This window comes from Streptomyces sp. NPDC033845 (assembly GCF_055576225.1).
This window is the reverse complement of record NZ_JBVIRI010000022.1, coordinates 73858-95339: the sequence shown is the minus strand read 5'-3', so window position 1 is coordinate 95339 and position 21482 is coordinate 73858. Positions and strand designations below refer to the sequence as shown.

The window sequence follows — 21482 nt, the reverse complement described above, 5'->3', positions numbered from 1 at the left end:
ATAGGGGGCCGGATCCTTCGGCCGCGCCGCTCATAATGAACCGCATGCCCCGTGTACTCCTGATCGAGGACGACCCTGCCCTGCGCACCGGTCTCCACCTCGCCCTGCGCCGTCTCGGCCACGAGGTCAGTGCCTGCGAGAGCGGTGAGCAGGGGCTGACGGAGCTGGCGCGTACCCCGGCCGACGTGGTCGTTCTCGACGTCATGCTGCCGGGGATCGACGGATTCACCACCTGCCGCCGCATCCGGGAGCGCTCGTCCGTGCCGATCGTGATGCTGACCGCGCGGGGCGAGGACATCGACGTGATCACCGGGCTGGAGTCGGGTGCCGACGACTACGTGGCCAAACCCGTCCAGCCGCGCGTGCTGGAGACCCGCATACGCACCGTCCTGCGCCGCAGCACGGCGACCGAACATCCGAGCACGGCCGCCACACCGGTGACCGAGAGCCACGGTGACCTGATGATCGATCGTGCGGGGCTGCTCGTCCACAAGGACGGACGTCCGCTGGAGCTTCCCCCCACAGAGCTGCGCCTCCTGCTCACCCTCAGCGCCGAACCGGGCCGGGTCCTCACCCGTGAACAGCTCCTCGAACACGTCTGGGGCCTGGACCGGATGGCCGAGCCCCACCTCGTGGTCGCCGGAGTGCAGCGCCTGCGCCAGAAGATCGAGGACGCTCCCGGAAGCCCGCGCTACGTTCAGACCGTACGGGGCTTCGGCTACCGCTTCGGCCCGCTGTGAGCACGCGACCCCGATGGGCGGCCCGGCTGCCGCGCCCCGGCGGGCTCCGCATCCGCCTGCTGTCCACGTTCGCCGCACTGGCCGTCTTCAGCACGGCGGCCACCGCCGCACTCACCTACCGCCAGACCCGCGAAAGCATCGTCGAACGCGCCCAGAACAGCCTCACGGCCGACTTCCAGCTTCAGGCCGAGCTGCATGCCGCCGACCTCAGCTGGCCGCCCGATCCCCGCCGGCTCGACGCCTTCCTCACCGCCCTGACCCCGCGCGGCCGGCCCGCGCAAGTGCGGCTGGAGCAGAAGACCTCCGCCTCCGAGCCGCACGTGCGCACCACCGCCGGCCCGCACACCGCACCCCCCGTACCGGACTCGCTGCGCCGGGCAGCCACCCGAGCCACTGGAAGCACCACCCTGCGACAGCGCATCCGGTACCAGGACACCCCCTGGCTGGCCGTCGCCGTCCCGCTCACCGTCCACCAGCCGGCCGGCGCACCCCCGGCGCGCACCACCCTTTACCTCATGGCCTCCCTGGACCCCGAGCAGCGGGACACCGACGCCGTCCTGGACGCCGCCCGGACCGCCGTCATACCCGTCGCCCTCCTCACCCTCCTCCTGGCCCTGCTCAGCGCACGCGGGATCCTGCGCCCCGTACACCACCTCGGCACCGCCGCCCGTGCCCTCGCACAAGGCGAACTCGACACCACCGTCCCCGTCCGCGGCCACGACGAACTCGCCGACCTGGCACGCACCTTCAACCACACTGCCCGCGAACTCGAACACGCCATGAACGATCTCCACGCGATGGAGGCCAGGGCACGCCGCTTCGCCGCCGACGTCTCCCACGAACTGCGGACCCCGCTCTCGGTCATGGCATCGGTCACCGACGTGCTCGACGAGGAGGCCCCCCACCTGCACGGCGACGCCGCCACCGCCGCGCAGCTCGTCAGCGCCGAGACCCGCCGCTTGGTGCGCCTCACCGAGGACCTCATGGAGATCTCCCGCTTCGACGCCGGCGCCGCCCACCTGCGCGCACAGGACATCGACGTGGGCCGTCACATCGAGGCCACCCTCCACAACCGCGGCTGGCACCACCATGTGCAGACCGAACTGCCCGACAAACTCCGGTGTCCCCTCGATCCGCGACGGCTCGACGTCATTGTCACCAACCTCGTCGGCAACGCCCTGCGCCACGGCGCCGGGCCCGTCACCCTCACCCTGACCAGCGACCCGGACACCCTGACTATCGAGGTCCGCGACCAGGGCACCGGCATACCCGAGGACGCCCTTCCCCATCTCTTCGACCGCTTCTACAAAGCCGACTCCGCCCGCGCCCGCACCACCGGAAGCGGCCTCGGACTCGCCCTCGCCCTGGAGAACACCCACCTCCACCAAGGCACCCTGACCGCGGCCAACCACCCGCGAGGCGGAGCCGTCTTCACCGTCCGCCTCCCCAGAAACCCGCCCCGACCGTGAAACCCACCCGCACAGCCCTGTACCTGCTGATGCCGCTCCTCGTCACCGGCTGCGCCATCAGCACCACCGCCCCCCAGCCGGCCGGCACCCCGGCCGCCAGCGTCACCGCCCGCCCGCGCCTCTACTGGGTCACCCAGGACGACCACCTGCTCGCCCACGACGACCCGGCAGCGCTCCTGAGCACCGCGAAGCAGCCCGTCCCCGTCCCCCTGGCCCAGCTGACCAAGCACATGCTCAAGCGACTCCTCACCGGCCCCACGGACGCCGCTACAGCCGACCTCCTCGGCACCGATCTGCCGGTACCGGGCTCCCTCCCACCCCGGGTCACCGTCTCGGAGACGGACGGCACACTCACCATCACCCTGCCCCTGAACGTGGCCGCGCTGCACGGCAACGCCATCGGCCAGATCGTCTGCACGGCATGGAGCGCCGAAGCCGTCCGCACCTCCGACCTCACCGAACACCCCGTGATCCTCACCGGAAAGGGCAGTCGCAGCACACCCCCTCAGCGCTGCTCGGACTTCATCACCCCGAAACGTGACTGAGGCGCTGAAACGATCCACCACGGAATGGCCGTTTCACGCGACCGGCCGACAATCACACCTGCATAGGCTGAGATTGAACCCAAGCAGGGCATATCAGAGGCCATCGAAGACAAGCCAAGGAGTCATGCGTGTCCACGCGACGTGAGGTCACTTTCGGGGTGACGATTCCCTTCTTCGATCACCAGCTGGCCTACGAGACGGTCACCGCCTTTGCAGACAAGGCCGAGAAGCTCGGTTTCGACGGGCTCTGGCTGTCGGACCACCTGGTCAAGGGCGCGCAGGACTCACGAACCTGGTACGACGCCCCCACGCTCCTGGCCGGCCTGGCCTCGGCCACACCCAGCATGACGCTCGGCACCGACGTACTGGTGGTTCCCTACCGCAATCCCGTCGCCGCGGCGAAGGCACTCGCCACCCTGGACATCGTCTCCGGTGGCCGTCTGATCGTCGGAGTCGCCCCGGGCGGCGACGAGGACGAGTTCACCGCGCTCGGCGCGGACTTCGTCCACCGCGGCGCCATTACCGACGAATACCTCCAGGTGTGGCAGCACATCTGGAACGACGGCCCCTCCGTCTTCCACGGCACGCACTACACCCTCGACGAGCCGGACCTGCTGCCCAAGCCGCGCCAGCGCCCCCACCCCCCGCTGTGGATCGGCGGCAACGGCAACGCCGCCCTACGCCGGGCCGCGCGATACGGCCAGGGCTGGCACCCCTTCATGATCACACCCGACGACTACGCGACGAAGGTGCCTGCGCTGCGCGAACTCGCCGAGCAGTACCAACGGCCCATGCCGACCCTGTCCTACAGCGGATTCTGGGGCACGATCGGCGACCGCAACGACGACCGTACCGACCGCGTCCCGCTGACCGGGAGCACCGAACAGGTCCTGGACGACATCGGCAGCTTCCTCGACATCGGCGTCACGAACGTCGTCTTCCGCCCGGGCGGCCCGTCCCTGGACAACGCCCAGGTGCTCGAACAACTCGACCGCATCGCCGAGGACATCGTCCCTCGCGTCGCGCAGTAGACGGGAGCGGCCAACCAGGCAATGACCGCCACGAGCCCCCTGTGGTGCTGGCCGCACACCGGAGATGCGGGGCGACGTTGAGTAACAGGCACCACCGGACAACGGACACGAATAGAAGACCCTCATATCATCGGCACCGCATCCTCCTGCACTGACCGTGACCCTTCGTTACCACCGATTACGGGACAGAGCGGTCAGCGTGGATTCAACCACCGCTCGCGCCCATCATGACGCTGCCGGGATGCACCTCGATCCGGGGACGCTGGATGCTCGGGAGAAGGCCGCCGAGAGAGGCCCGGTCAAAGGGAGCTGCCGCGAGGGACAAGTCGGTCGGGACGTCGAAGCCGAGCGGGCCGAACGCCGACGCCTTCGACAGCGCCACAAGCTCCGCCTGAAAGCGGCCCTGCTCGGGCGCTCGCGAGGGGGTCAGACCAGCAAGGTCCACGTCGCGGCCGACCGCAGGTGCCGGCCCCTGGTGCTTGCCCTGACCACCGGGCGGGCCGCTGACAATCCCCGTGCTGGACAAGGTGCGGGTCCGGCTCCCGGTAGGCCGTCCCCGCCCCCGGCCAGACGCGGTCGCCGGGGACAGGGCGTACTCCTCCCGCGGCAACCGTGCCTACCTACGCAGACGTGGCATCAAGGCGGTCATCCCGGAGAAGAAAGACCAGGCCGGCAATCGGAAGATGAGGGGCCGCCTGGGCGGCCGGCCCCTCACCCACGACGCCGGGCTCTACAAGGACCGCAAGACCGTCGAGCGCCTGATCAACAAACTGAAAGGCGTGGCGCGGCATTGCCACCCGCTACGACAAGACCCCAAGAGGTAGCTCGCGGGACTACATCTCCGCGCCTCCATGATCTGGATCAAGGACCTCGCGCGAATCGATCGTTGATCACGACTCGATGGACGCTCCAGCCGGGGTGACGCCGGGGCGGGTGGGTGGGCCGGTGGCCGTCCGGGGTAGTTCAGTGGGCGGCCACCGGTTTGTTGTTCGGAGGGTGGGGTCAGCAGCTGCTGAGGGTATCCCCCGCGTCGGCGGTGCAGGTGTCGGAGCCGAGGCCGCCGTTGGCGGTGTCGCCGCCGGCCCCGTCCTGGACGTTGATGTTGTCGTTGCCCAGGGCGCCGCTCATGGTGTCGGTGCCGGAGGTGTCGACCAGGACGTCGTTGCCGTTCTGCCCGTCGAGGTCGTCGTTCCCGGTGCCGCCGTAGATGTGGTCGTTGCCGTTGTCGAACAGGTAGAGCAGCGAGCCCAGCAGCGTTTCGCCGTAGTTGGTGTCGTTCCCGGCTTCGCCGTAGAGGTAGTCGGCGCCGTTCCCGCCACCCATGACGTCGTCGCCGGAACCCCCATGGAGGGTGTCGTCGGAGTTCCCGCCGTCGACGGTGTCGTTCCCGCTGCCGGCGTAGATGGTGTCGTTGCCGTTCGCGCCGTTGATCGTGTCGTTGCCGCCGAGGCCGCAGATCACGTCGGCTGCGTTCGTCCCGTTGAGCGTGTCCGGGCCCGGGGTGCCGGTGATGGTGCACCCGTTGCCGTTGTTGATGGTGGTGGTCTCGGCGTCGGTGTCGTTGGCGGCCGTCGGGTCGTCCTGGTCGGCACCGGTGGTGGTCGTGGCGGTGATGCTGCCGGTCGCCGCTGGCTCGACCGTGATCGTCACGGTGGCGGAGGCGTTGTCGGCCAGGGACCCCAGGGCGCAGGTGATCGTGGGTGCGCTGATGGTGCACGAGCCCTGCGAGCTCGTGGCCGAGGTGATCGTGCGGGCCGCACCCGACAGGGTCGTCGTCGCGGTGGCGCCGGTGGCGTCGTCGGGCCCGTTGTTCGTGATGGTGGCGGCGTAGGTGTAGGTGCCGCCCAGGACGACCGGGTCCGCGGAGTCGGCCACGCTCACGGCGAGGTCGGCCGTCGGTGCGGGCGCGGTGCCGATCTGGATGACGTCGAGGGTGTCGGGCCCTTGGAAGTCGTTGTTGACCACATAGGCCAGGGTGCCGTCAGGGCTCAGCTTCAGAGTGGTGGGGCTGTCGTTGATCGGGGTCGTCGCGGTGACGGCGTGGGTGCCGGTGTCGATCTCCGCGAGGGTGTCGCCGCCGGCGTTGGTCACATACGCGGTCGCCCCATCGGGAGTGAACGCCACCCCGTTGGGGGAACTTCCGGTGGTGATCGTCGTGGTCTCGGTGAGGGCGGCCAGGTCCACCACCCCGACGGTGGTCCGGTTGGAGTACGAGACGTACGCGGTACCGCTGTCCGGGCTGATGGCGAGGGCGAAAGGGCTCTCGGACAGCGACATGGTCCCGGTCACGGTGTGGGTGGAGGTACTGACAGCAGTCAGCTGGCCGTCGTACTGGGTGACGACGTAGGCGCGGGCCCCGTCAGGGCTCACCTCGACGTTGCGGGGGAAGTCGTCGATAGCGACGGACGCGGTGACGGTGTTGTTCAGGGTGTCGATGACCTTGAGCGAAGCGCCGGGGAAGGTGGAGTCAGCGACGTAGACCTCGCTGCCGTCCGGGGTGATCGCCAGCCCTGTGGGCTCGCCGATGCCGGTGATGGTGGTAGTCGTCGCGCCCGTGGCGGCGTTCACGACGCTCACGGTGCCGTCGTCCCGGTTGGCCACGTACAGGGTGTCGCTGTCGGGGCTGACCGCGATCCCGGTCGGGGAGTTCCCGACCGGGATCGGGGTGCCGAGGGTGTTGGTGGCGGTGTTCAGGACACTGACGGTGGAGCCGGGCGGGTCGAACATGCCGCCGCCGGTGTCGGAGACGTAGACGTGGGCGCCGTCGGGCGCCACGGCCATGTACTCCGGGTTGTCGCCCAGCGTTACCGAGGCGATCACGGTGGGCGCGGCGACCGCGGGCGAGGCGGTGAGTCCGGCCAGCCCCAGGCCAAGGGCTCCGGCCAGCACCGTCACACGGGTACGGAGTCTTCGCTCCGCGGGGCGGGGGCGTGCTATCGCAGACATCAGCGTGTCCCTCTCCGTGTCCTGGCGGCGGGGCCAGACAGCCCCTGGTGATCCGCAGCGACACAGGCCGACGATCCCCACCGGCAGGCCGGCACGACAACGGGACGAAGAGAACGGCCCCCGAGAGGGCCTACGAGGGTGTCCGGGCAACACGGCAACAGCACACCATCCCCCTCCCACGTGCACTATGTCACGCGGCGCCCCGAGCAGGTCGTCGGCGCAAGCATGACAGCGGCAGCCCTTCACAACGAGACGGAACCGAGAAGAACCACAATTCAGGCTGAAAACAGCCATACGTCAGCAGAATGCGATGCGAGCACTGCGGTAGCTGGACGCTCACATACCTTGCGCTGAAACGCTGTTGGCCATATCCGCGCCGGGCCTCCAAGGGCGCTCAGCGGAACCGAGGCGACAGCCTGGGCGGCCGGGGCAGCATGGTCGGTGAGGACGGGGTGGCGATAGGGGAGGGTGCCGGTGACGTGGCGGCCACAGGTGGGAGGGAGCGCGCGGAGGGCCCGCACGCGCTCCGCCGGTTGCTTCCGTGTCATGCACCCTTGGCTACCGGATCCGCCCTCGGAACGAGAGCGGATCCGCAGTTTGATCACGACCCGATACAGGCCCTAGCTGTATTGATCACGAGCGTTGTTAACGCTGGCCAGGTCTTGATCATGACGAAGACCTCCGGTGTGGTGGAGGTGTCTAAGCTGCACCACACACGGAGGTCTTCGTGTCCCACCGTAATGCCCGTCTGACGGTTCACGGCAGGCGGATCCTGGTCGAACGGGTCCTGGCCGGACGTCCCGTCGCTCACGTGGCGGCCGAGATGGGCATATCCAGGCCCACCGCCCACAAGTGGGTCCGCCGGTGGCGGGAGGAGGGCGACGCCGGCCTCGCCGACCGGCCCAGCAGGCCGGGCACGACACCGCACCGCACCCCGGCCCCCAGGGAAGCCGAGGTCTGCCGCCTGCGGACCGAACGCAAACTCGGACCGGCCCGCATCGCACCGATCCTGGGGATCCCCGCCTCGACGGTCCACCGGATCCTGACCCGGCACGGCCTGAACCGCCTGGCCTGGCTCGACCGGACCACCGCAACCGTCATCCGCCGCTACGAACGGGCCCGGCCGGGCGAACTGGTCCACCTCGACATCAAGAAACTCGGCAGTATCCCCGACGGCGGCGGATGGCGCGCGGTCGGCCGGCCGGCCGGCGACCGCAACCGCCAGGCCACCACCACCCTGCGCAGGAGCAGCACCCCCGTGATCGGTTACAGCTACGTCCACTCGGCCGTCGACGACCACTCCCGCCTGGCCTACAGCGAGGTCCTGAACGACGAGCGCAAGGAGACCGCCGCCGGCTTCTGGACCCGGGCGAACGCGTTCTTCACCGCCCACGGGATCACCGTCGAGCGGGTCCTGACCGACAACGGCTCCTGCTACAAGGCCAGGCTGTTCACCCAGACCCTCGCCGCGGCCGGCGTCACCCACAAGCGCACCAGGCCCTACCGGCCCCAGACCAACGGCAAGGTCGAACGCTTCAACCGCACCCTCCTCGACGAGTGGGCCTATCTCCGGACCTACACATCCAACAACGAACGGACAGCGGCACTGGCAGACTTCCTCCACACCTACAACCACCACCGCTGCCACACCGCACTGGGCGGACAGCCACCCATCAGCCGAGTCAACAACCCTGCGGGTCAATACACCTAGCAGGCGTCACCCGGTGACGCCTGCTGAACGCGAAGGCCGCCGCCAGGCCCTCGTACGGCAGCGGGGCGAGCAGTAGCGGCTGTCGGAGCGCTTCGTCTTCCCGAACGCGGTGTCCACCGCGTACCAGGCGCTCCCGCACTCCGGGCACGTGAACTTCGGCCACGGGTGCCGGCGGCCCTCCAGCAGCGCCTTCAGGGCCTCCCCGCCCGCGTCGATCGCCTCACGCCGGGCCTTGTACGCCCGCCACGCCCTTGTCCGGCACACCGCCGAGCAGTAGCTCCGGCTCTTCCCGCACCCCTCCGGCCACGGCCGGCCGCACTGACCGCACCGCGGGGTCTTCCTTCTCACCACCCCTCCAGCCTGCCCCCGCACAGCGCCCCCGGAACACCGGCCGGGCCATGGGGCCCGACGCCGTCAGCCTCACCGAGGGCTCGCTGATCGCGTAGCCCGGACGCGGCCCCGCCGTGTGGCTCCCCGACCCGGGGATCGGCGCTCACCAGCCATCAGTGAGTTTCCCCGGCGCACTCACCAGGAGTCGGTGAGTTTCGTCGGCGAAACTCACCGATGGCTGGTGATTTCACCCCCAGGACCTCACCGAGAACTCCCCAGTGCAGGTCAGTGCACATCCCCCAGGGGGCTGGCCCTCAGAGGCCGATTCCCAGGTAGTCGATGTCGGTGAACTACACCACCAGGTCCTCCGCGCGGCGCCCGCCGTCACGGAAGTAGACCTCCTGCAAGCCCTCGGCCGCGATCCGCCGGAGGTCCGCCTCGGAGGCGCCGGCGTCCTGGGCGGACAGCAGCCGGTCCGCGTGCTCGGGCGGGAGGTGCTGGGTGATCCGCCGCATCCGCCCGTCGTCCGTCGACCCCGGCGCAGCGGTGAACCCGAAACGCGCCCGGGTCTCGATCACCAACCCGGACTGCCCGGCCGCCCGCTGCCGGGCCCGCTTGCGGACGTGGGGCTGCCAGCGCCGGCGGACCTCCCGCTCCATCCGCTGCGCCAGGGCCGGTTTGGGGGTGCGGATCTGGTCCTTCACGTACCGCTCCACCGTCCGCTGCGAGATGCCGAGCAGCGCGGCCACCTGCCGGGTCGAGCCGGCGTGCTGCTTGACCAGGTACCGCACCCGGGCGTCGGCGGATTTCGGGATCGGCCGGGTGAATGCCTGCTGCCCGGCCCGGTCGAGGCTGTCGCCGATGACGCCCATCCGTCTCCCCCTGTTCCGGCGCCGTGACCGGCCCCCCTCATCCTCGCGTACGGCGGTGGTCGGCCGAGGCTCGGACGGAGCTGTCCGTTCTCAACGAACCCAGTCGACGGCAGGCGGCTAACCTGGGCGGACTGACTTCGCTGAGACGGCCGTTCATTGGCGCCGGTCGCAATCCGCTACCCGGGCTCGCGCCGTGAGGCTCGGCTGCGCCCCGCTTGCGCAGGCCGGGGGCCGCGTTCCCCGGCATGGGAACTGCGGCCCCGGGCATAACGCCCAGCTGCTGCCACGCGTGGCCGGGCCAAGTGGGACTGGGATCAGCAGCTCTCGGTTCGGTTGAACGTGCCGAAGGAGACGGACGGGGAGAACCTCACCGTGCCGCCGTAGGCCGGGATCGTCTTGCAGGTCGAGTCGTGGGCGTAGTTCCAGATCACCTTGACCCGCACGGCGCTGTAGCAGCCGTTGGTGACGTCCACCCAATCGTGGCCGAGCCCGCTCTCACCGTGCCGCTCGACGGTGCAGGGCGTACTGGCGGCTGCCGGGGTGGCGGTAACCGCGACACCGCCCATGGCGATCGCCATGCCGACCAGCAGGGTGCCCAGCTTCTTGCTCTTCATCAAAAGAACCCCCTCTGAGGACCGGGGCGGCCTGTTACCGGCCCGGCACAGAGAAGCCTGGCGCCGGACCCCTGACAAGCTGTGTCATACCCAGGCGGGTACTTTTTCCGGATGCGCGCCACCCGCCTGTTGCACCTGCTGCTGCTCCTGCAGACCCGGGGCCCGCTCAACGCCCCGGCACTGGCTCGCGAGTTGAAGGTCTCGCCCCGTACCGTCTACCGCGACATCGACGCCCTCTCGGCAGCCGGGGTGCCGCTGTACGTCGCGGACGGCCCGCGGGGCGGGTACACCCTCCTCGACGGCTGGCAGACCCGGCTGACCGGCCTAACCGGCCAGGAGGCTGACGTGCTCGCGCTGGTCGGCCTCCCAGGTCCGGCCGCCGAGTTGGGACTCGGCGCCGCCTTGGCCGCCACCGAGCTCAAACTGCTCGCCGCCGTGCCCGACGAGGTGGCGGACCGCGCTGGGCGAATCCGCCAGCGCTTCCACTTGGATGCCGTCGCATGGTTCCGCGAGCCCGAACCAGTGCCACACCTCAAGGTCATCGCCGCCGCCGTGTGGCAGGCCACGCCCGTCACCATCCGGTACCGCAGGTGGGCGCCGGCCCCTCCCCGCGATGTGGAGCGCACCCTGGACCCACTCGGGCTGGTCTGCAAAGCCGGCGCCTGGTACCTCGTCGCCCGGCCTCACGACGGCGGCGAGGCCAGGACCTACCGGATCGGGCGCATCCAGCGAATGACGCTCGCACCTGGCTCCTTCGACTGGCCCGAGGGCTTCGACCTGGCCACCTACTGGGCGCAGGCCACCGCCCGCTACCAGGCCGACCTGCGACAAGACGACATGACGCTGCGGATCTCACCCCAGGGCCACGAACGGCTTGTCGACCTCATGGGCCCGGGGTTCCCGGTCTGCGTCCTCTCGGCGCAAGATGCCGACGGGTGGGTGCGGGTCTCCGTCCCCATCGAGTCGGTGGAGGACGCGGTGGAGCGGGCTCTGCAGATCGGTGCCGCCGCCGAGGTACTGGCCCCCGAGGTCGTGCGCCGACGGGTGATCGACACCCTGGCCCTCATGACCGCCCGGTACTGCGAGGGCAGGCCAGCCGACTCCGCCTGACCATCAACGGTGCTTCGCACCGGTCAGTCTCACCCAAGCCAGTCCATGCAGGTCAGCGCAACCCCGGTCGACTGACTTCGCTGAGACAGGTCAGGAGCATCCAGACTTCCCTTGGAAATCGAACACGTGTTTCCCTTGGGGTGTGAGAGCACCACTCCGCTTCCCGCCCGACCTCCTCGCCCTGGAGCGGGCCTGGCAGTCCGCCTACGCCGACCTCGCCGCCTGCGGCCCGGCTGGCACCACCACGGCGCGGCGGCGGCTGATCGCCCTGTCGCTGCGCCTGCACACGCACCCGTACTGGACCGGCCCCGGCGGGGGCGGCCGCGCCGACCTGCACCGTGCCGCCCGCACCGCCCCCGCCGCATCCCGGAGGGCAGCCGCATGACCACCCCCACCCCGGTCGAGAACCTCACCGTGCGGACCGCCGAGACCCCTGCAGGCCCCAGCAGCCCGGCCGTGTGGGCGCCGTCGCAGGCCGGACCGTGCGCCCGGTGCGGCACGGAGTGCGCGCGCTACGGTGCCCCGGCCAACCCCTTGTGTGCCCGCTGCAGGCCGCTGGTGGGGAACTGATCATGACGGTCCTGCCCCCGCACCCACCCCGTCTGGAGGTCCTGGCGATCTACCTCCGCGCTGAGCTCGGCCGAGTCGAGCAGGCACTGGCCGCAGCCCAGACGGCCGCAGCCGCCGCTCCGGCCCGGCCGGCTCCGGAGCCGCCGGCGTTCCTGATCGAGCGGGGCATCGGGGCCGGACGGCCCCCGATCCGGATCCACCTCGGCGACTGCTGGGACGCCGGAAGACACCGCAGCCCCGCCACCGCCCACCCGCCCATAGTCGTCCACCCGCCCGACACCCGGGGCCGACGGCTGGTCCGCGCCCACGGCAACGATCTCGGACGCGCCTCCGGGCCGGGTGACCTGGCGGAGTTCCTCCGCCGAGCCGGCCTGGACCCCGACAACGTCAACCTGCACGACAGGGCGCTGATCGAATGGCGCGGCGGCGGCCCCGCCGTGTGGACACCCGAACCCGGGGCCGGCTAAGGCCGTCTCTTTCGGATGTTGCAGGATCAGGGCCGGGCTATGTTGATCAAATGATACGTAGTCACATCACCATGACAACCGTCCTTTTGGCCTGCCTCGCACTGTGCGCCTGCTCATCGAACGAGGCGCCGGAGGGACCGACGGCAGCACCCACTCGATCCGTCGGCGGAACCGCGGAGCCGCAGCCGTTCAAGGACGACACCGACGTCCCCCTCACCAGGCAGCTCGGCCAGAGCGAACTCTGGCAGGCGATTCCGGAAGCCGAGGAGGTCGTCCCGGGCTACTACCGCGGCAGGCAGCACGAGAGCAGGCCTGGGGAAGCCGACGACTGCGGTCCGCTGGACGGTTCGGCGCCGCCGGCCGGCTGGCAGCGGGCGGGCAGGGGCGCCTATGACTTCCAGGGATCGACCGAGTCGCGCGGGATCGACCTCCAGGTCTGCCAGTTCGACAGCACCGAACACGCGAAGACCGCGTACGACCGGTGGCAGGAGCGGGAAGAGACCGCACCCGTGCAGGTGGCCCGTCGGGTCGGAGACGAATCGGTCTTCCTCGCGGACACCGGATCGGGAGACTCGATCCACGGCTACAGCCGGTCCGGGACCGTCGTCGTCCGAGTCCGCGTCGAGGACACGGGCGGCGACCCCGCTGACGCACGCGACGTGCTGGCCGCCACGATCACACGACTCCAACAGGTCCAGGCGGTCCGCCAGCCCATGACGACGGCAACGGACATCACCGCGAACGAGCGCGCTCGCCGCTAGGCCGCTTCTTTCCGATCATCGGATCATCACGCCGTCACCGTATCCAGGCCGCACAAGACAGGCGAAGATCCACAGGAAATGGCCTAACCCCGGCCGGCGAACTCACCGGCCTCCGGTGAACTTCCCTCGCGCACTCACCGGTGGCCGGTGAGCCTCCGCGGTGACCTCACCGGCCGGTGGTGAGGTCACCCTGGTGACCCTCACCAGGAAACTCACCGGTGCAGGTCAGGGCACATGCGACTACCAACTCACCGGCGTCGACACCCCGCTGCCCCGTCGCCGGGGCCAGTGCGACGGGGCGGCGGGACGCGGGCGGAATCCCCTGCCAGCCCAGAGGCGAAAGCCGTGATGGCCCCGACCGACCCGGGGGGGATAGGCAGGTCGGGGCACTGGCCAGACCAGTCGGGGGGGATGACTGGCCGGGCAACTGCAGTATCACCCTGCACCAGCACCGCCGCATCGCCTGATCCCGCCAGGGTGGCAGCAGGAACGCACGCCGGTACGGCCCGAGCCCGGTCAGTTGCCGGACCACGGCAGCTCACCCGGAAGCAACCCACCAGTGAGCTCCCGGAAGGCCGGGCCGCCGCCAGAGGGGTGCCGCATGTGCGACGGGTTGGTCACCCGTCCGGGGTGGTTCCCCTGGACGCTGGGACGGCTCAGCGGTCGAGGTGGGCGAGGGCGCGGGCGATCAGGGGGCGGTGGGCGGCGTAGAGGGTTCGGCCGGCATCGGTGATAGCGGCTTCCAGAGCGGCCAGCGACGCGGCCGGGTACAAGGTGGCGTCCAGGGCGTCGTCGGCGGCCGTCGCGGTGACGGTGGCGGGCAGGACGTACAGGGCGGAGGTGCTAGTCACCCAGGCGTGGTCGGTCTGGCGCCAGTCGTCCACGAGGTCTCGGCCGATGATGACCGGCTGGTGGCCGCTGAGGTCCACTCCGGTCTCCTCACGGAGTTCCCGGACCAGCGCGGCGGGGGCGGTCTCGCCGAGGTCGACCATGCCGCCGGGGATCGCTTCCTGGTGGATGTCGTCCCGGGTGATCAGCAGGATCCGCCGCCGCGTGCCGGTGCCGGCGATCACGATGGGGTCGGCGGCCTGGTTCTCGCCCCAGCGGCCGAGGTCGCGGCCGGTACGGCCCGTGCGGCCGGCCGGGTGGAGGGGCCAGCCCTGGGCGTTGCGCTGGAAGGGTACGAGTGCGGCGGTCTGGCGCTCCGCCCAGTCGGTCACCGCGTCCGGGGTGGCCGCTGCCTCGGCCCAGGACGGCACCTCCCGCTGGAGCGCGTGGGGCAGGAGTTCGTCCGGGGTGGCGTCCGCCGGGGTGTGCTCCGGCCAGTGCACGGCCCAGTCGCGGAGGCTGGCTGGGGGGTTCATGGTCTCGCTCATGGTGGATCCCTCCTGGTTTGTCGGTGGACTGCGGGGTGGTCTACGGGGTGTTGGCCGGTCCGATGTGGCCGAGGCCGGTGAGGAACTCGCGGCCGCCGGCCGGGGGCCGCAGGTAGGCAGTCAGTTCGACGCCTCCGGCCGGGGCCGGTTCCTCCACCACGGCCATGAGGCGGCCCTGCCGACCCGAGGCGGCATCCAAGACCAGGTGCCCGAGCAGCGGGTGGCTGATGTGGCCGTCGCCTTCACCGTGCCGCCTCCGGGCCGGCCGGGGTGCTGCCCAGGAGGCGGTCCAGGCCCCGGACCGCCCGGCCGAGCAGGGCCGGGGAGGGCATGCCGTACGCGGGGCGCTGCAGCCCCAGGCCGGTGTCCTGGGCGGGGGGGCCAGGGGGTGTGGAGGCGGACGGAGCCCTGGCAGGTGATCTGGGCGGGGCCGGTCAGGGTGAGGGAGCCGCCGGTGGTGATGTCGACCTGAAGGCGGCCGCCGATGGAGTCGACGGTGAAACGGACAGGGTGTCCGGGGCGGGGGCCGCGGTGGAGGGCCGCGACGGCGGCGGCGCAGGCGCCGGTGCCCCAGGAGGGGGTCTCGCCGACGCCGCGTTCGTGGACGCGCGGGACCAGGTGGTGGGAGCGAGGTCGCGGACGAACTCGACGGTGACTCCGTCCGCGCCCAGCCATCCCCCACCAGCCGGATCCACGGTCGAAGGGGAAGGGGCTGCGTGGAGCGAGCCCTACGGAGGCTTCTGGGCCGATAGCCCGGTCCCGTTCCTCGGCTGGCTGGCTCAGTACGTCTTAAGGTCTGGCGCGGCTTCTGTCACCAGGCACGTGGAGGAACTGCTGGGCCGCTGCTCCTGGATGCCGCAGGAGGCTGCCGGAGAATGAGCAGGATGGGGCCGGCCGGATTCGAACCGGCGTCCTCCTACATGCCGTGAAGGCGCGACAGCCACTGCGCTACGAGCCCCATCCTGTCCGGGATCGTACAAGTCCCGACACCCCGTGCCTCCCGAATTTCGAAGGCCGCTTCGGGGTACCGGGTTCCGCCGTCGCGGACCGCCCGTCAGGGGTTGAGGTCCCGGACCCGGACCGGTTCGCCGTCCCAGCACTGCAGGGCGGTCGCGGCGATGATCGCCCCGTCCGGGCGGTTCAGCGGTGGGCTCGGCCGCGTGCCGGCTCTGCGCGGCAGCCAAGGTGGTCTCACGGGCCACGTCCAGGGTGGCGGGGCAGGTCCAGGTCGAGGACCGTGATCCCCAGCAGCGCGGCCAGATGCTCCGCGGTCCTGCGACGGGCCCGGTCGCCTTCCACCAGCGCGCAGGGTGTCAGGTTTCCGGTTTCTGAGCCCCGCGCCCGGTGTGCAGCACGATCGCGTCCGGCGCCGCCACGTCGGGGTGGACCCGTCGGGCGTGGGCCGTCCCCGCTTCGATCCGCGGCGCCGTCGGCCGGTCGGCGAGCACCAGCTCGCTCACAGCGGAGCAGACCCGGCAGCTCACCCACGCCACCGTCACCCGCTCGTCAAACCCGCTGCCGGACGCCGTGGCGGCCGGCCGTTCGCTCCGCATCGTCATGGCCTGGCCAACGGCCCGTCCGCCCCCGGGAACCGGAGCGGCCGTGTCGCCGAACGTCGCGGTGCCGTAGACGCCCAGTCCGACGTTCATGATCGGTGCGCGGCCGGCAAGGCCGGGCGACTCATATGGCGGCCGGCCCGAGTCAGTTCCCGGTGTGGTGGGCGTAGCGGTCCTGGGCGGTTTGGCGGGTGCAGCCCAGGGCCTTGGCGACCGCTTCCCACGTGACCAGGCCGGTGCGGGCAGTGCGGACGGTATCGGCGGTCAAGGCCGGCAGGCGCTGCTGCAGGATTCCGACCGTGCGCAGGGCCGCGACGGGCTGGGTGGTGGCGAGGGTGGTGATGTGGTCGTCGAGGACGCGGAGCATCCGGGCGATGTCCGGGGGGATGAAGCCTTCGACGGTGGTGACGTGGTGTTCCCAGTCGGCGTGAGGGCCGGTGCGCTCCTCGACGGCTTCGGTCTTCTCGATGTCGCTCCAGAAGACGGGGTGGACGTCGGTGGCGCGCCATCCGCAGTCGCATACAGCCCCTACTCCGGCGGCCCGTTCGGAGACGGTGCCGTCGCTGTCCCACCAGTACGTGCTGTCGTCCAGAACCCGGATGGGTGGGGCGTCGCGGCCGCCTGCCAGGACTGCTCGCAGTGATCCCTCGTGCCTGCCGGTTTCGTCGATCCAGCCCATGCCGGATTCCTTTCGCGAACTCATGTCAGGGATCCCTGACGGCTGGGGGTGGAATCCAGGGATGCGTCGGACTGCCACCGCCACGTCACCTCTTGGGGGCCGACTGCCCCGTTTGGGCACCGGGAGGTTCTGCGAATCGGGCCCATGGGTCGGCGGTAGGGGGCACCATCGAGGGCGACGAAGGGAGAGTTTCGTGGGCAAGCACCGCAGTCCGATCGGCGACGATGGGAGCCAGCCCGGCCGCCCCATCCCCCCGCCGCCTCCGCCACCGCCTCCGCCGTCGAAGTAGGAGCCCTGCCGTGAAGGTTGACAGCCTGCTGGCCGAGGTCTGCGCTGCCCTGGGCCGGCCGCCCACCGATCCCTGGCCGGCCGTACTCCGGGCGACACCCCGCCAGGACTTCCTGCCCGATGTCCTGTGGGTGCGGGACGGAGAGGGCGGGTACCGGCAGCTGGACCGGAACGCGGCACCAGAGGAGTGGCTGGCCGCCGCCTACAGCGACCAGCCGCTCGTCACGGCCTTCACCACGCTGGGCGGTGCGCGGGTGCCCTTGTCGTCGGCGTCCGCTCCGAGCACGGTGGTGCGGTTGCTGGAGGACGCGCGGCTGTCGGCGGACAGTACGGTGCTGGAGATCGGGACCGGTACCGGCTTCAACACCGCCCTGCTCGCCCGCCGCTGCGAGAAGGGCGCGGTGGTGTCCCTCGACGACGTCCCCGAGCTCACCGCCCTCGCCGGACGCAACCTGGAGCGTGCCGGAGTCACCGGGCCGGTGGTGGTGACGGCCGACGGCACCGACGGCTTCCCCGCCGAGGCCCCGTACAGCCACGTGGTGGCCACGTGCTCGGTCCGATCCGTCCCTACCGCCTGGATCGCGCAGACCCGGCCCGGCGGCCGGATCGTCACCCCCTGGGACAGCCCGTGGGTCTGCTACGGAACCCTCGCCCTCGACAAGACCGAGGACCCGACCGAGGCCGGGGTCGGCGATGGTGGTGCGGTGTCGGGGCGGTTCGCGGCGCACGGTTCGTACATGCTGATCTCCACCCAGCGTGTGGCCGCCGACCTCGACACCGCGGCCGCGCCCGGCCGGCGGGCGGACACCGGCGAGAGCACCCTCTCGCCGTGGGCGGTCGCCGGGGAGGACCTCGACGCCCAGTTCCACATCGGACTGGCCGTCCCCCGCGCCTGGCACTCCTGGGACACCTCCGGCGAGCACGCACCGGTGCGGCTGTGGGTCGCCGAGACCGGCGGGGACAGCCGGGCCAGTGTCGACTGGGACGGCCGGCAGTCCGACACCTTCACCGTCCGCCAATCCGGCCCCCGCCGCCTCTGGGACGAGATCGAACGCGCCCACCGGTGGTGGCAGACGGCCGGCCGGCCCGCGGTCGCCCGATACGGGATGACCGTCACCGCCGACGGCCACCACACCCCCTGGCTCGACACCCCCACCAAGCAACTTCCCCGCACCCACCCATAAATGGAGCCGTCCGCCCATGGGTAAGCACCGGCGGCCCGGCCCGCCATCGGACGGCCTCGCACCCACCTGGCCCGAACCCGACCCGGCCGATCCCCTCGCCCCGTACGAACGACGCCGCACGCCGCCCGTGGGCGTCGTCCGCCGCCACCTCCCGCAAGGCGGCGGAGCCGCGCACGTACGGCCCGACGAGCCGAGACTGCTCCAGGAATGGAACGGCTTCGCCTTCGCCCCGATCGGCACCGACCCGAACCTGGCCGCGGCCCGGGCATGGGAACTGAGCCGGCACACCGGATAGCCGGCCCGTCGGCGAGGCAGCGGAGGGTACGCCCCCGGAGGGAGCCGCACGGATCAGGGCATGACGGTGCCACCTCGGGCACAGCGCGCCCGCCCAGCGGTTGCCGTCAGCACCCGGTCGAGGTGGTAGCCGAGTCTGATGGCCCTGGGCCGGTCCCCTGGAGCTGGCCGGATGTGCATGGCCGTGGCCCTTCCCGCCCGAAGCCGCCGCCCGGCCCGGGCCGTCCGCCAGCTCTCGCTTGGCGATGACCGCCGGCCGGAGGGAGGCCTGATCGCTCGCGGTGGCCGGGCCCCCCGTCAGGACCGGTCGTGCGCAAGGTAGTCGGACCGCGAAAGGGAACCGGGCTACAGGTGCGGCTCGGAGGGCCCTCGGCGTTTCCGCTGGGCAGGAAGCCATGCACGTCGCGGGACCTGATCCGTCGGCGGTAGGGCGCACGGTGGGATGTTCGCGCGCTGTAGCGCGGGGGTGGCTGGCCATGGCGTTGGTCACTCGGGCGGCGGGCTTTGGGCAAAGGGCCGTGGTGAGGATGGGGCGCAGTGGCCCCCAGGTTCTGCCACGATCCTTGACAACTGCCGCACTGATTGTCGGTCTGATGCATCATCGGATCGTTGCGAGATCGAACATGACCGCTATTGCGCGGGCGTGGCGGTGGGTCGGGTCAGCGGGGTGAACAGGGGTTTGCGTGCCCGTCTGGGCACATGCGGCCATAACCCTCTGTGCGCGTGGCGCTGCACAGCGCTCGGAGGCTAAGGTCCCGCTCACCGGTAGACACCGGAACGACAAGTGCCCTGGCAAGGGGCGTCCAAACCACAGCCAGGGCACTTGTTCCGCAATGCGATTTTGATCGCGTCTGACAGAGATGTCCCGAAGGAGCACCTCCGTGCCGTACAACCGCAATCGCCGCCAACGCCCTATCCAGGCGCCGGAATCAGGTGCCGAAGGTATCATGGCCTCTTTTACGTCAGGGGAAACCGGCAGGGCTGATGACTTGGCAGTCACGGCGCGAGGGGGGCTGTTCCTCGCCCTGCCAGTGCTGCCCGTCGTGCTCATCAACGGGGTGTCCGACCCCACCGCACTGGGAGCTTTGGCCATAGCTATTTCGGTGATGGCGGCGGGGACCCGGTTCGCCTACAGGCGGGTTCGCCGTTTCTGAAATTCGCCACCCCTGACCCGCCGGCCCGGCTGACGGGCCGGCGGCCTATGCCATCGAGGCATGCCCGACGGAAGAGCCGTCGGTGGGTTTTCTCCCTCCGACGGCCACACAGTCCGCAGCGGGCCGCCAAATTCCCCGGCACGTTCCCCCGAAAGGGGCACCATGGCCCCCTCCGCGCCCAAGCAGCACCTCCGGCGCTGCGCCCACTGCAACACCCCCTACTCCGTCCCCGTCGGTCCCGGTCGCCCCAGGTCGCACTGCTCCGACCGGTGCCGCTACGACTCCAAGTCCGCGGGACCGCCCGACCACTCCCCCCAGGAGGAGGACCTCAAGGCTGTCGGCCACGACCTCCAGCTGGAGGTCACCCGCCTCCTGGTCCAGTTGGAGTCGGGCCCCTCCACCCAGCAGGTCCTGCAGCAGTTACGGGCCATCGAGAGCATGGTGGAGGACACCACCGCCGCGGCCGTGGCCCGCGGCCGTGCCCGGGGCGAGTCCTGGAAGGACATGGCCGAGGGGACGGGATGCAGTCCCGACCGGCTGCGCAAGCGCTGGCACTCCGACCGGGTCAAGCGGCGCCTGGACCGCGCACGGGCGGCCCGGGCCGCCCGCCCCGCCCCGCAGGCCCCGGCCGAGCCGGCACCCCGCGGCACCGAGGACGCCCCCGAGCCGGCCGCCGGGAACGGGGAAGGGCGCAGGGCCGAGCCGGACTTGGAGCCCCTCCCCGTACAGGCGACCCAGACTCCTCGTCAGCAGCTCTCCACCGCGCTGTCCTTCCTCCAGAGGGAGACCGAGCGGACCATCAAGGAGATCGCCCTGGAGATGGGGGTCTCCCCCTCCCACCTGTCGCGCCTCCTCAACGGCAGCCGCGGGCCGTCCTGGACGGTCCTGCGGCAGTTCGCCGATGTCTGCGGGGCGGACCAGAGCGTGCTGCGCGTCCTATGGGAAGCCGCCAAACGGCCCGCCACGCACGCCCCCGCCCCGCCACCCGAGAACCCCTCCGCGGCCGGCCGGCAGTTCAGCCTCTCCCTCAAGAGCCTCCACCTGGCCGCCGACAGCCCCGACCTCTGGACCGTCCAGCGCGTCGCCAGCAACGGCCGACGCCTGTCCATCGGCGAGATCGCCCGCATCCTCAACGGCGGGCAGATCCCCGACTGGGAGACCTCCGCCCGCGTCATCCTCGCCCTGCGCGGCCGGCCCGCCGAGCTCCGGCCGCTGTGGCAGGCCGCCCAGACACCCACCCCGCCGGACGACGACACCAGCCCTGACGCCGCACACGCCCCGGAGCCCACCCGATGACCCACCGCCGCCGCACCACACCGCAGCACGTGGCCTTCGAGGCCTTCCACACCCTGCAGCAGGACCACTACGCCGCCTACGCCAGCGCCCACCTCGACCCCCACGACGCCGCCGACGCCGTCCGCGACGCCTTCCACGCCATCCGCCAGGCCTGGCCGGCCATCATCAACGACCCCGCACCCGCCCAACGCGCCTGGCAGCTCCTGCGCACCCGGGTCCACCGTCATCACCCCTCGGCCGGGCCGGCCAACGCCCCCGCCGACGGCGACGACGTGCGCACCCTGGCGGCGCTCGGGTACACCACCCAGGCCAGCGCCGCCCTCACCGGGCTGGCCACCGGCAAGATCCGCTTCCTCGAACGCGGCCTCCCCTCCCGGCACCGCCCCACCGGCTGACCCCTCCCACCCGCAGGGTGCGGCCCGCAACGTCCACGCGGAGCCCGGCCGGCCCCGGGCACCGCGCGCTTGGACGCCTTTCCGGAGCCCACCG

General features: G+C 71.2%; 21 protein-coding genes, 1 tRNA gene and 2 pseudogenes. 15 read left to right on the top strand and 9 right to left on the bottom strand.

Going from position 1 to position 21482, the window contains the following annotated elements; genetic code table 11:
• Window positions 1-44: 44 nt before the first annotated feature.
• The 5 genes and pseudogenes from ACZ50K_RS32010 to ACZ50K_RS31990 all read left to right on the top strand — a co-directional run.
• Window positions 45-740 carry a response regulator gene (locus tag ACZ50K_RS32010; RefSeq protein WP_468909573.1) on the top strand — a complete coding sequence of 232 codons (696 nt, stop codon included), beginning with the start codon at window positions 45-47 and terminating at the stop codon, window positions 738-740.
• A complete protein-coding gene (locus ACZ50K_RS32005; protein WP_468909570.1) occupies window positions 737-2209 on the top strand; it encodes a sensor histidine kinase in 1473 nt (490 codons plus the stop codon). The genes ACZ50K_RS32010 and ACZ50K_RS32005 overlap by 4 nt, the downstream gene beginning before the upstream one ends.
• A complete protein-coding gene (locus ACZ50K_RS32000; protein ID WP_468909568.1) occupies window positions 2206-2754 on the top strand; it encodes a hypothetical protein in 549 nt (182 codons plus the stop codon). The genes ACZ50K_RS32005 and ACZ50K_RS32000 overlap by 4 nt, the downstream gene beginning before the upstream one ends.
• Before the next feature lie 128 nt (window positions 2755-2882).
• Entirely contained in the window at window positions 2883-3785 is a 903-nt protein-coding gene (locus ACZ50K_RS31995) for a TIGR03619 family F420-dependent LLM class oxidoreductase (protein WP_468909565.1), read from the top strand.
• 352 nt (window positions 3786-4137) lie between these two features.
• A pseudogene (locus tag ACZ50K_RS31990) lies at window positions 4138-4675 on the top strand (IS5 family transposase); the annotation flags it as partial.
• 112 nt (window positions 4676-4787) lie between these two features.
• On the opposite strand, the gene ACZ50K_RS31985 reads toward ACZ50K_RS31990, so the two are convergent.
• A complete protein-coding gene (locus ACZ50K_RS31985; protein ID WP_468909562.1) occupies window positions 4788-6731 on the bottom strand; it encodes a YVTN family beta-propeller repeat protein in 1944 nt (647 codons plus the stop codon).
• A gap of 727 nt (window positions 6732-7458) precedes the next feature.
• Between ACZ50K_RS31985 and ACZ50K_RS31980 the strand changes: the two genes are divergently transcribed.
• Window positions 7459-8442, top strand: coding sequence for an IS481 family transposase (locus ACZ50K_RS31980; RefSeq protein WP_468909559.1), 984 nt, complete (start codon window positions 7459-7461; stop codon window positions 8440-8442).
• Between the two features lie 680 nt (window positions 8443-9122).
• Here ACZ50K_RS31980 and tpg read toward each other — a convergent pair.
• Together tpg and ACZ50K_RS31970 are read right to left on the bottom strand one after the other, a co-directional pair.
• Window positions 9123-9644, bottom strand: coding sequence for a telomere-protecting terminal protein Tpg (gene tpg, locus ACZ50K_RS31975; RefSeq protein WP_468909556.1), 522 nt, complete (start codon window positions 9642-9644; stop codon window positions 9123-9125).
• A gap of 314 nt (window positions 9645-9958) precedes the next feature.
• The gene (locus ACZ50K_RS31970; RefSeq protein WP_468909553.1) at window positions 9959-10258 is read right to left on the bottom strand and encodes a hypothetical protein; all 300 of its coding nucleotides are present in this window, start codon (window positions 10256-10258) and stop codon (window positions 9959-9961) included.
• A 111-nt stretch (window positions 10259-10369) separates the two neighbouring features.
• Between ACZ50K_RS31970 and ACZ50K_RS31965 the strand changes: the two genes are divergently transcribed.
• The 4 genes from ACZ50K_RS31965 (at window position 10370) to ACZ50K_RS31950 (ending at window position 13166) form a co-directional block, all read left to right on the top strand.
• Window positions 10370-11368 carry a helix-turn-helix transcriptional regulator gene (locus tag ACZ50K_RS31965; protein WP_468909551.1) on the top strand — a complete coding sequence of 333 codons (999 nt, stop codon included), beginning with the start codon at window positions 10370-10372 and terminating at the stop codon, window positions 11366-11368.
• A 142-nt stretch (window positions 11369-11510) separates the two neighbouring features.
• On the top strand, window positions 11511-11753 hold the full coding sequence (locus tag ACZ50K_RS31960) for a hypothetical protein (protein WP_468909548.1): 243 nt from the start codon (window positions 11511-11513) through the stop codon (window positions 11751-11753).
• A gap of 187 nt (window positions 11754-11940) precedes the next feature.
• A complete protein-coding gene (locus tag ACZ50K_RS31955) occupies window positions 11941-12405 on the top strand; it encodes a DUF6233 domain-containing protein (protein WP_468909546.1) in 465 nt (154 codons plus the stop codon).
• Between the two features lie 50 nt (window positions 12406-12455).
• A complete protein-coding gene (locus tag ACZ50K_RS31950) occupies window positions 12456-13166 on the top strand; it encodes a hypothetical protein (protein ID WP_468909544.1) in 711 nt (236 codons plus the stop codon).
• A 656-nt stretch (window positions 13167-13822) separates the two neighbouring features.
• Here ACZ50K_RS31950 and ACZ50K_RS31945 read toward each other — a convergent pair.
• The 6 genes and pseudogenes from ACZ50K_RS31945 to ACZ50K_RS31920 form a co-directional block, all read right to left on the bottom strand.
• Window positions 13823-14542 (bottom strand): NUDIX domain-containing protein, encoded by a 720-nt coding sequence (locus ACZ50K_RS31945; protein ID WP_468909541.1) that lies wholly within the window; start codon window positions 14540-14542, stop codon window positions 13823-13825.
• A 40-nt stretch (window positions 14543-14582) separates the two neighbouring features.
• Window positions 14583-14708, bottom strand: a complete 126-nt coding sequence (locus ACZ50K_RS31940; protein WP_468909538.1) for a hypothetical protein — start codon at window positions 14706-14708, stop codon at window positions 14583-14585.
• A gap of 719 nt (window positions 14709-15427) precedes the next feature.
• Window positions 15428-15501 (bottom strand) — tRNA-Ala (locus ACZ50K_RS31935).
• A 95-nt stretch (window positions 15502-15596) separates the two neighbouring features.
• A pseudogene (locus ACZ50K_RS31930) lies at window positions 15597-15898 on the bottom strand (hypothetical protein); the annotation flags it as partial.
• Window positions 15856-16191: a hypothetical protein gene (locus ACZ50K_RS31925; protein WP_468909602.1), complete on the bottom strand. Its 336-nt coding sequence runs from the start codon at window positions 16189-16191 to the stop codon at window positions 15856-15858. The gene ACZ50K_RS31925 and the pseudogene ACZ50K_RS31930, both read right to left, overlap by 43 nt.
• 52 nt (window positions 16192-16243) lie before the next feature.
• A complete protein-coding gene (locus tag ACZ50K_RS31920; protein ID WP_468909535.1) occupies window positions 16244-16801 on the bottom strand; it encodes a hypothetical protein in 558 nt (185 codons plus the stop codon).
• Between the two features lie 275 nt (window positions 16802-17076).
• Between ACZ50K_RS31920 and ACZ50K_RS31915 the strand changes: the two genes are divergently transcribed.
• The 5 genes from ACZ50K_RS31915 (at window position 17077) to ACZ50K_RS31895 (ending at window position 21388) form a co-directional block, all read left to right on the top strand.
• Window positions 17077-18249 carry a methyltransferase domain-containing protein gene (locus ACZ50K_RS31915; RefSeq protein WP_468909533.1) on the top strand — a complete coding sequence of 391 codons (1173 nt, stop codon included), beginning with the start codon at window positions 17077-17079 and terminating at the stop codon, window positions 18247-18249.
• A gap of 16 nt (window positions 18250-18265) precedes the next feature.
• Window positions 18266-18544 (top strand): DUF6087 family protein, encoded by a 279-nt coding sequence (locus ACZ50K_RS31910; protein ID WP_468909531.1) that lies wholly within the window; start codon window positions 18266-18268, stop codon window positions 18542-18544.
• Between the two features lie 880 nt (window positions 18545-19424).
• Window positions 19425-19697, top strand: a complete 273-nt coding sequence (locus ACZ50K_RS31905; protein ID WP_468909529.1) for a hypothetical protein — start codon at window positions 19425-19427, stop codon at window positions 19695-19697.
• Window positions 19698-19859: 162 nt separating this feature from the next.
• Entirely contained in the window at window positions 19860-20993 is a 1134-nt protein-coding gene (locus tag ACZ50K_RS31900) for a helix-turn-helix domain-containing protein (protein WP_468909527.1), read from the top strand.
• Window positions 20990-21388, top strand: coding sequence for a hypothetical protein (locus ACZ50K_RS31895; protein ID WP_468909524.1), 399 nt, complete (start codon window positions 20990-20992; stop codon window positions 21386-21388). Before ACZ50K_RS31900 ends, ACZ50K_RS31895 begins: the two co-directional genes overlap by 4 nt.
• Window positions 21389-21482 lie beyond the last annotated feature (94 nt).

What these genes read in the sequence shown, in the direction of transcription:
- ACZ50K_RS31940 (WP_468909538.1), bottom strand. Translation starts at nt 14,708, where the DNA reads ATGGCCGTGGTGGAGGAACCGGCCCCGGCCGGAGGCGTCGAACTGACT.
- tpg (WP_468909556.1), bottom strand. Translation starts at nt 9,644, where the DNA reads ATGGGCGTCATCGGCGACAGCCTCGACCGGGCCGGGCAGCAGGCATTC.
- ACZ50K_RS31965 (WP_468909551.1), top strand. Translation starts at nt 10,370, where the DNA reads ATGCGCGCCACCCGCCTGTTGCACCTGCTGCTGCTCCTGCAGACCCGG.
- ACZ50K_RS31925 (WP_468909602.1), bottom strand. Translation starts at nt 16,191, where the DNA reads ATGAACGTCGGACTGGGCGTCTACGGCACCGCGACGTTCGGCGACACG.
- ACZ50K_RS31900 (WP_468909527.1), top strand. Translation starts at nt 19,860, where the DNA reads ATGGCCCCCTCCGCGCCCAAGCAGCACCTCCGGCGCTGCGCCCACTGC.
- ACZ50K_RS31955 (WP_468909546.1), top strand. Translation starts at nt 11,941, where the DNA reads ATGACGGTCCTGCCCCCGCACCCACCCCGTCTGGAGGTCCTGGCGATC.
- ACZ50K_RS31970 (WP_468909553.1), bottom strand. Translation starts at nt 10,258, where the DNA reads ATGAAGAGCAAGAAGCTGGGCACCCTGCTGGTCGGCATGGCGATCGCC.
- ACZ50K_RS31985 (WP_468909562.1), bottom strand. Translation starts at nt 6,731, where the DNA reads ATGTCTGCGATAGCACGCCCCCGCCCCGCGGAGCGAAGACTCCGTACC.
- ACZ50K_RS31920 (WP_468909535.1), bottom strand. Translation starts at nt 16,801, where the DNA reads ATGAGTTCGCGAAAGGAATCCGGCATGGGCTGGATCGACGAAACCGGC.
- ACZ50K_RS31950 (WP_468909544.1), top strand. Translation starts at nt 12,456, where the DNA reads ATGATACGTAGTCACATCACCATGACAACCGTCCTTTTGGCCTGCCTC.
- ACZ50K_RS31895 (WP_468909524.1), top strand. Translation starts at nt 20,990, where the DNA reads ATGACCCACCGCCGCCGCACCACACCGCAGCACGTGGCCTTCGAGGCC.
- ACZ50K_RS32010 (WP_468909573.1), top strand. Translation starts at nt 45, where the DNA reads ATGCCCCGTGTACTCCTGATCGAGGACGACCCTGCCCTGCGCACCGGT.
- ACZ50K_RS31945 (WP_468909541.1), bottom strand. Translation starts at nt 14,542, where the DNA reads ATGAGCGAGACCATGAACCCCCCAGCCAGCCTCCGCGACTGGGCCGTG.
- ACZ50K_RS31910 (WP_468909531.1), top strand. Translation starts at nt 18,266, where the DNA reads ATGGGTAAGCACCGGCGGCCCGGCCCGCCATCGGACGGCCTCGCACCC.